Annotated in this window: 11 protein-coding genes; 5 read left to right on the top strand and 6 right to left on the bottom strand. The window is 59.8% G+C overall.

The window, feature by feature from the left end; all coding sequences use genetic code 11:
* The 3 genes from PDO_RS06645 to sufA all read right to left on the bottom strand — a co-directional run.
* Positions 1 to 426, bottom strand: a 426-nt coding sequence (locus PDO_RS06645; RefSeq protein WP_007599548.1) for a LysE family transporter, incomplete at its 3' end; no start/stop codon positions are given.
* A gap of 1 nt (position 427) precedes the next feature.
* Positions 428 to 997, bottom strand: coding sequence for an Lrp/AsnC family transcriptional regulator (locus PDO_RS06650; protein WP_348225820.1), 570 nt, complete (start codon positions 995 to 997; stop codon positions 428 to 430).
* A 34-nt stretch (positions 998 to 1,031) separates the two neighbouring features.
* Positions 1,032 to 1,418, bottom strand: coding sequence for a Fe-S cluster assembly scaffold SufA (sufA, locus tag PDO_RS06655; protein ID WP_007599550.1), 387 nt, complete (start codon positions 1,416 to 1,418; stop codon positions 1,032 to 1,034).
* A gap of 458 nt (positions 1,419 to 1,876) precedes the next feature.
* Between sufA and rutA the strand changes: the two genes are divergently transcribed.
* From rutA to PDO_RS06680, 5 genes are all read left to right on the top strand, one after another.
* Entirely contained in the window at positions 1,877 to 2,968 is a 1,092-nt protein-coding gene (gene rutA / locus PDO_RS06660; protein ID WP_007599551.1) for a pyrimidine utilization protein A, read from the top strand.
* Positions 2,965 to 3,708: a pyrimidine utilization protein B gene (rutB, locus tag PDO_RS06665; protein WP_007599553.1), complete on the top strand. Its 744-nt coding sequence runs from the start codon at positions 2,965 to 2,967 to the stop codon at positions 3,706 to 3,708. The genes rutA and rutB overlap by 4 nt, the downstream gene beginning before the upstream one ends.
* 26 nt (positions 3,709 to 3,734) lie before the next feature.
* A complete protein-coding gene (gene rutC, locus PDO_RS06670) occupies positions 3,735 to 4,124 on the top strand; it encodes a pyrimidine utilization protein C (protein WP_007599555.1) in 390 nt (129 codons plus the stop codon).
* A 129-nt stretch (positions 4,125 to 4,253) separates the two neighbouring features.
* The gene (rutD, locus tag PDO_RS06675; RefSeq protein ID WP_007599562.1) at positions 4,254 to 5,024 is read left to right on the top strand and encodes a pyrimidine utilization protein D; all 771 of its coding nucleotides are present in this window, start codon (positions 4,254 to 4,256) and stop codon (positions 5,022 to 5,024) included.
* A 28-nt stretch (positions 5,025 to 5,052) separates the two neighbouring features.
* Positions 5,053 to 5,580, top strand: coding sequence for a flavin reductase (locus PDO_RS06680; RefSeq protein ID WP_458574643.1), 528 nt, complete (start codon positions 5,053 to 5,055; stop codon positions 5,578 to 5,580).
* 148 nt (positions 5,581 to 5,728) lie between these two features.
* Here PDO_RS06680 and PDO_RS06685 read toward each other — a convergent pair whose 3' ends face one another.
* The 3 genes from PDO_RS06685 to PDO_RS27765 all read right to left on the bottom strand — a co-directional run.
* A complete protein-coding gene (locus PDO_RS06685) occupies positions 5,729 to 6,616 on the bottom strand; it encodes an MBL fold metallo-hydrolase (RefSeq protein ID WP_007599566.1) in 888 nt (295 codons plus the stop codon).
* Positions 6,617 to 6,750: 134 nt separating this feature from the next.
* Complete coding sequence (locus PDO_RS06690; RefSeq protein WP_007599568.1) at positions 6,751 to 7,125, bottom strand: SUF system Fe-S cluster assembly protein; 375 nt, start codon at positions 7,123 to 7,125, stop codon at positions 6,751 to 6,753.
* Between the two features lie 10 nt (positions 7,126 to 7,135).
* Positions 7,136 to 7,261, bottom strand: a 126-nt coding sequence (locus tag PDO_RS27765) for an aminotransferase class V-fold PLP-dependent enzyme (RefSeq protein ID WP_007599570.1), incomplete at its 5' end; no start/stop codon positions are given.

Below are 7,261 nucleotides of genomic sequence, written 5' to 3' on the forward strand. Positions count from 1 at the left end.
GCCGGCATCGGCCGCCAGACCGAGACCGGCGAAGATGGCAGCAAAGGACAGGATGGTCGCCGGATTGGCGATGGTCAGAAGAAAGGTCGCAACCGTTGTGCTCAACAGGCCCCGGGCATCGACGCGCGCAGCAACCACTGCGTCACGCGGCTTGATTGCTGCCCATCCCAGATAGAGCAGGAACAGCCCGCCGAAGAGTTGCAGCGGCAGTTCGATACGAGACAGCAGCCCTCCTATCGCCGTGAAGCCTGCCCCGGCCAGGCTTGCATAAGCGCCATCGGCAAGTGCTGTCCCGAGACCACCGGCAACCCCGGCCCAGAAGCCGCGCTCCAGCGTCCGGTTGATGCAGAGCGCACCGATCGGCCCGAGCGGCGCTGCGATCGCGACACCGAGGACGAGGCCCTTGCCGAAGACGACAACATCCATCTCACATCTCCATCTGGACAAAGCTGCGCTCGCAAGCCGTCGACAGCGCGATCATGGTTTCGCTCCGCGCCACGAAGCGACCTGCCTTCAGGTCTGCGAGAAACGCCTCAATGCCGGCGAGATCAGCAGTTCGAATCTTCAACATATAGGACCAGCTTCCCGTTACGTGATGGCATTCGAGCACGGCCGGGTGCGCATTGATCGCGGCCTTGAACGCGTCTTCGCCTGCATCGTAGTTCAGGGCCACCAGCAAGAAGGTTGTGATCGGCAGGCCAAGAGCCGATGGATCGGCATCCACGGTGAAGCGTCGGATCGCCCCGATGGCCACCAACCGACGGATGCGCTCGTTGACGGCAGACGCCGAAAGCCCCACGACCTCACCAATACTGGCAAGCGAGCGCCGGGAATCCTCGGCGAGAAGGGAGATGATTTTGCGGTCTAAGATTTCCATGACAGCAACATATTCCGCCAAATAGCGCCGTGACAAGATATTTTCTTGGCTAAGACAGAAATACCGCAAATTTAATCGCTCTCGAAGCCTCAGCCCGCACAAAAACAAAACGCCCGGCAAAGCCGGGCGCCAATGTCCAGATGCTGCGTGCAGATCAGGCCGTCTCGGTCTCCCGCTTGCGCGCAAGTTCCGCCAGATCAGCCGCCTTGAGTTCGACCGATTCACCACAGCCGCAGGCTGAGGTCTGGTTCGGATTGTGGAAGGTGAAACCGGAGCGGAGTGTGGTCGTCTCGAAATCCATCTCGGTCCCTAGCAGATAGAGCACGGCCGCGGGATCAATCCAGACGCTGGCGCCATCGCGCTCGATCAGGTCGTCCTTGCCGTTCGGCTCCCTGACCAGATCGATCGTATATTCCATCCCCGCGCAACCGCCCTTCTTGATTCCGACCCGGATGCCCTTGGCCTCCGCTCCGGAATTCTCGACGATTGCCTTGACGCGGCTCGCCGCCGCATCGCTCATGCTCATCACTTGAAAGCCCATCGGCCCATTCTCCTTCAACATCCGGGTTCAAGGCCCGGTGTTTTCTCAGTCCCAATGTAAGGGAGGCGGGTTAAGCGTTCAATAGCGATGACGGCATCCTGCCCGCATTCGAATGAGCAACTATCCGCATTCGCGCAGTATCGACCTCCGCATCGCCATTTTTGTGAGCATTTCAGGCTGAGGTATAAAAATCGTACATTATCAACACGTTGAAAGCCGAACGCGACCTGCCCGCGCCTGACAACGATCAAATTACACGCACGATACGCTCACCGCATTGGCAAAACCGGCGACTTCGAGCGAACAATCGGTAATTTTTTGACCATTCGGTAAATTATTTTTGACGCCATAAAATATCTATTTGTTTCCGTTATGCATTTTGAATTGGCACGCCAATTGCCTTCTTAGCTTCGAACCCATCCGGGCATCCAGATGCCCTTCGAAGCGGAGAACATGACATGGAAATCGGCGTCTTCATCCCGATCGGCAACAATGGCTGGCTTCTGTCGGAGAATGCTCCCCAGTACAAGCCGACGTTCGAACTGTGCAAGGAAGTGACCCAGAAGGCCGAACAATACGGCTTTGACTTCGCGCTTTCGATGATCAAGCTGCGCGGCTTCGGCGGCAAGACCGAATTTTGGGACTACAATCTCGAATCCTTCACGCTGATGGCGGGCTTGGCCGCCGTCACCTCCAAGATCAAGCTGTTCGGCACGGCAGCCACCCTGGTCATGCCGCCGGCAATCGTCGCCCGCATGGCAACGACCATCGATTCGATCTCCAACGGCCGCTTCGGCGTCAACCTTGTGACCGGCTGGCAGCGCCCCGAATACAGCCAGATGGGCCTGTGGCCGGGCGACGAATATTTCGCTGATCGCTATGCCTATCTCACCGAATACACCACCGTCCTGAAAGAACTGCTGACGAGCGGCCAGTCCGACCTCAAGGGCAAGTATTTCCAGATGGACGATTGCCGGATGAAGCCAGTGCCGCAGGGTGACGTCAAAGTGATCTGCGCCGGATCCTCCAATGCCGGCCTGGCATTCTCTGCCGAGTTCGCCGACTACAGCTTCTGCTTCGGTGTCGGCGTCAATACGCCGAAAGCCTTTGCCTCAACCAATGAACGCCTGCTTTCCGCTACCGAAAAGACCGGTCGCGACGTGCGATCCTTCGTCCTCACCATGGTCCTGGCCGAGGAAACGACCGAGGCCGCCTTTGCAAAATGGGAGCACTACAAGGCCGGCGCCGACGAGGAAGCAATCAAGTGGCTTGGTCTGCAGAGTGCAGCAGACACGAAGTCCGGCGGCGACACCAATGTCCGCCACATGGCCAATCCGGTCTCGGCGGTGAACATCAACATGGGTACGCTGATCGGTTCCTATGAGGAGGTGGCCGCCATGCTCGACGAGATGAGCGAGGTGCCTGGCACGGGCGGCGTCATGCTGACATTCGACGACTTCGTCCAGGGCATCGAGAAATTCGGCAAATATGTACAGCCGCTGATGAAGAGCCGCCAGCATGTCAAGCCGATGCTGGAGGCCGCCGAATGAACGAGGCTGTCGTCGCGGGTTACCAGCCGCGCCCGGAACTGAGCAAAAGCGTCACCCTGCCGGCCCGCCCGGAACCGATCACCCTGAAACCGAGCGAAACCGCTGTCGTGGTCGTCGACATGCAGAATGCCTATTCGACCGAAGGCGGCTATGTCGATCTCGCTGGCTTCGATATCGCGGGCGCCAAGTCGACCATCGGCAACATCAAGAAGACACTCGATGCCGCACGCGCGGCCGGCGTGCTGGTGGTCTATTTCCAGAACGGCTGGGACAAGGACTATGTCGAGGCCGGCGGGCCTGGCTCGCCGAACTGGCACAAGTCGAATGCGCTGAAAACCATGCGCCAAAGGCCGGAACTGCAGGGCCAACTGCTCGCCAAAGGCACCTGGGACTACGCCATTGTCGATGAACTGCAGCCGCAGCCGGGTGACATCCTGGTGCCGAAGACCCGCTATTCCGGTTTCTTCAACACCAATATGGACAGCGTGCTCAGAGCCCGCGGCATCCGCAATCTCGTCTTCGTCGGCATTGCCACCAATGTCTGCGTCGAAAGCTCGCTGCGCGACGCCTTCCACCTCGAATATTTCGGCGTGATGCTCGAAGACGCAACCCATCATCTGGGACCGGACTTCATCCAGCAGGCGACCGTCTACAATGTCGAAAAATTCTTCGGCTGGGTCGCGACCGTCAACGACTTTTGCAGCGTGATTTCGCAGGCAGCCCCCGCCGACGCCATCTGACATCAACAGGACATACGGAGAGATTTATGCCCAAGACCATCATCGTCCCCGAAGGCACCCAGAAGCCGATCGCCCCTTACTCGCCCGGCACGCTGGCAGACGGCATCGTCTATGTTTCGGGCACGCTTCCCTTCGACAAGAACAACGACGTCGTGCATGTCGGCGATGCCGGCGCCCAGACCCGCCATGTGCTCGAGACGATCAAATCAGTCATAGAGACGGCTGGCGGCACGATGGAAGACGTGACCATGAACCACATCTTCGTCACCGACTGGGCCAATTATCAGGCGGTCAACAAGGTCTATGCCGAGTATTTCCCCGGCGACAAGCCGGCCCGCTACTGCGTGCAATGCGGACTGGTCAAACCCGACGCGCTGGTCGAGATCGCCACCGTGGCGCATATCGGGACGAAATAATTGGCTCAAGTCTGCCCTCAGCCAAACCTCTCCCCGCCAGCGGGGCGAGGGACCGAAAGCCCAGTGACCACCTCGGGAAAAACACCCGATGCCGCGGCATATGGGGGCAGATCAGACACAGGACACTCAATGCATTACCACATCCACGGCAATCAGGCCGCAGACGCCGAAACCATCATCCTGTCCTCCGGCCTCGGCGGATCGGGCGGATACTGGGCGCCGCAGATCGAGGCACTCGGCGAGCGATATCGCCTCGTGACCTATGATCATACCGGCTGCGGCAAGACGGGTGGAGAAGTCCCAGAGACTGGCGGCATCCGCGCCATGGCCGACGACGTGCTGTCAATCGCCGACGCACAGGAACTCAAGGAGTTCCATTTCATCGGCCACGCGCTCGGCGGCCTGATGGCGCTCGACATCGGATTGCGCCAACCCGGCCGCATTGCCAAGCAGGTGCTGATCAACGCCTGGAGCAAGGCCGATCCGCATTCCGGCCGCTGCTTCGACGTGCGCATTGAACTGCTGGAAAAATCCGGCGTGCCGGCCTTCGTCAAGGCGCAGCCGCTGTTCCTCTATCCGGCAATCTTCATGGCGGAAAACCCGGAGCGCATGGCCGCCGAAGAAGCCCATGCCATCGCGCATTTCCAGGGCAAGACCAATATCCTGCGCCGGATCGCAGCGCTGCGGGCGTTCGACGTCGATGCAAAACTTGCCACCATCGAGACCCCGACTCTGCTGATAGCCACCCGCGACGATCTGCTGGTGCCCTATTCGCGCTCGCTACGGCTGGCCGAGGGCTTACCAAATGCGACGCTCAACGTGAGCGATTTCGGCGGCCATGCCGTGAATGTCACCTATCCCGCCGCCTTCAACCAAACCGTGCTCGACTTCCTGTCGTAAGCTGATGCCGATCAAGGAGACTGCCATGCTGGCTGCCAAGACCATTGAACCCGAGCCCATGCAAGCGCGCAGCGAAACCAGCGAAGACACCCGCCTCGCCTATCGCAATGCCATGGCCCGCATGGCAGCCGCGGTCAATATCGTGACGACGGACGGTGCCGGCGGCAGGGCAGGCTTTGCCGCCACCGCCGTGACCAGTGTCTCCGACAATCCGCCGACCTTGCTCGTCTGCCTCAACCGCGGCTCCTCTGCCTATCCTGCCGTCAAGGCCAATGGCGTGGTCTGCGTCAATGTACTGGAGGGCGGGCATCAGGACCTGAGCCGCATCTTCGGCGGCAAGACACCGGTTGAAGAACGTTTCGCCGCCGCGGAATGGGAAAGGACCGAAACCGGCAGCCACCGCCTGCCCGGCGCGCTCGCGACCTTCGATTGCCGTATCGCCTCAATCGCCGACGGCGCGACGCATGATGTGCTGTTTTGCGAAGTGATCGACGTCAGGACTCGCGCTGACGGCCAATCCCTAGTTTATTTCGATCGCGACTATCGACTGATCTAAAGCCTTTCCAGGCCAGACATCGGTCCCGCGCCAGAGAGAGAGCATAGCCGAGGGAGCACGGTTCGCTTGAGGCAAGCGACAAGTGACACAGTCACCCGCACCCTCCGGTCGAGATGCGCAGAGACGCCAATGGATTCTGACGTGGGGACTATGGCGCCGGCTGGGCTGAAACACCCATTTCCTTGTCTACCAACGCCTCGAAGGCATGTTTCTTCTCGGCAACGAAGCGGCGATAACCTTCCGGATCGACCCATGCCGCCACACCCTCGGTCTCGGCCCGCTTGCGCTTGTTTTCCATGTCGAAATATTCCGTATGGTGCCCTGCCCAGATGTCGGGCTTGAGCATTTCCAGCACGTGGTGAGTATTGCGATAGTCGACTTCGATGCCCGGATAAGACGGCTGCTTGACCCATGTCGTCGATCCCCGCTTATGTCCAGGCGTATTGTAGCCCGTCAGCACGAGTTCCCCGAGCCTGACCGTATCGCCGTCGCGAAGGATGCGATCCACCTTCACCGGTGGAAAGCCCATGATCTTCCGGTCGTCACCATAGTGAAAATCGCTTTTGCCACCGTCCTGCATCGGCCCGACATCGGCCTCCATGACGGCGAGTTTCGCGCCGGACAGTTGCTTGACCTGGGCAAAGGCGCCGGCGTGATCGGAATGAGCATGCCCGTTTATGATGATCTTGATGTCCTCGGGACTAAACCCCAGCTTGCGGATCGACTGAAGGACAAGATCGCCAGTCTCCGGCATTGACGTATTGAGCAGGATCAGCCCTTCCGAGGTCGAGAACAGAAACGAGCTGAGCCCCTTCGTTCCGACGAAATAGAGCGGTCCGACCATCCTGAACGGTTCGGTCGGCTCGTCCCATTTCAGTGCTTTGCGCGCCAGATTGATGAAAAGCTGGTTGTCATTTGCCAGCTCTTCCTCGGTCGGAAGCTTTTTGGATGCGTCCTCAGCGTGCGAGACTGCCGGAAGCGTCGTCGCGATCGTCAGTGAAATGATAAGGACAAAGGTATGAGGCCTGCCGAGCATGTCCCCCTCCATCGCATGGCCCAGCCTCATATGCGGCTGTCGGACCATGCAGGGACACATTAGCAGTCATTGATCATCGAGCATAGGCACGCGGCTTGTCGGCTGACCACAAATCGTGGCCGACCGTGCCGCGCTCAGTACCAGCCGACGGCGACCTGGGCTTCTTCCGACATACGGTCCGGCGTCCATGGCGGATCGAAGGTCATCGACACGTCGACGCCGGAAACACCCTCGATCGAACTGACGGCGTTCTCCACCCAGCCCGGCATTTCGCCGGCAACCGGGCAACCGGGCGCTGTCAGGGTCATCATGATCTTCACCGAGCGATCATCCTCGATGTCGATCTTGTAGATCAGGCCAAGTTCGAAGATGTCGGCCGGGATTTCCGGGTCGTAGACGGTCTTCAGCGCCGCGATGATGTCGTCAGACAGGCGCGCCACTTCCTCGGCCGGCAGGCTGGTCTGGACGATGCCTTCACGGACATCCGGCTTGGTTTCGATATCACTCATCGGTTCATCCTCAGGCGAAGAAGGTTCGGGCATAGTCGAGCGCATCCGCCAGCGCATCGACTTCCTCGCGGGTGTTATAAAGGGCAAATGAGGCACGGCAAGTCGATGTCACACCGAAACGGGCGAGGAGCGGCTG

Origin of the sequence: Rhizobium sp. PDO1-076 (assembly GCF_000247475.1) — a bacterium.
Taxonomy (GTDB): Bacteria; Pseudomonadota; Alphaproteobacteria; order Rhizobiales; family Rhizobiaceae; genus Allorhizobium.

Excerpts from the sequence above, each read along its gene's own strand:
- PDO_RS06690 (WP_007599568.1), bottom strand. The coding sequence starts at position 7,125 with ATGAGTGATATCGAAACCAAGCCGGATGTCCGTGAAGGCATCGTCCAG.
- rutB (WP_007599553.1), top strand. The coding sequence starts at position 2,965 with ATGAACGAGGCTGTCGTCGCGGGTTACCAGCCGCGCCCGGAACTGAGC.
- rutA (WP_007599551.1), top strand. The coding sequence starts at position 1,877 with ATGGAAATCGGCGTCTTCATCCCGATCGGCAACAATGGCTGGCTTCTG.
- sufA (WP_007599550.1), bottom strand. The coding sequence starts at position 1,418 with ATGGGCTTTCAAGTGATGAGCATGAGCGATGCGGCGGCGAGCCGCGTC.
- rutC (WP_007599555.1), top strand. The coding sequence starts at position 3,735 with ATGCCCAAGACCATCATCGTCCCCGAAGGCACCCAGAAGCCGATCGCC.
- rutD (WP_007599562.1), top strand. The coding sequence starts at position 4,254 with ATGCATTACCACATCCACGGCAATCAGGCCGCAGACGCCGAAACCATC.
- PDO_RS06685 (WP_007599566.1), bottom strand. The coding sequence starts at position 6,616 with ATGCTCGGCAGGCCTCATACCTTTGTCCTTATCATTTCACTGACGATC.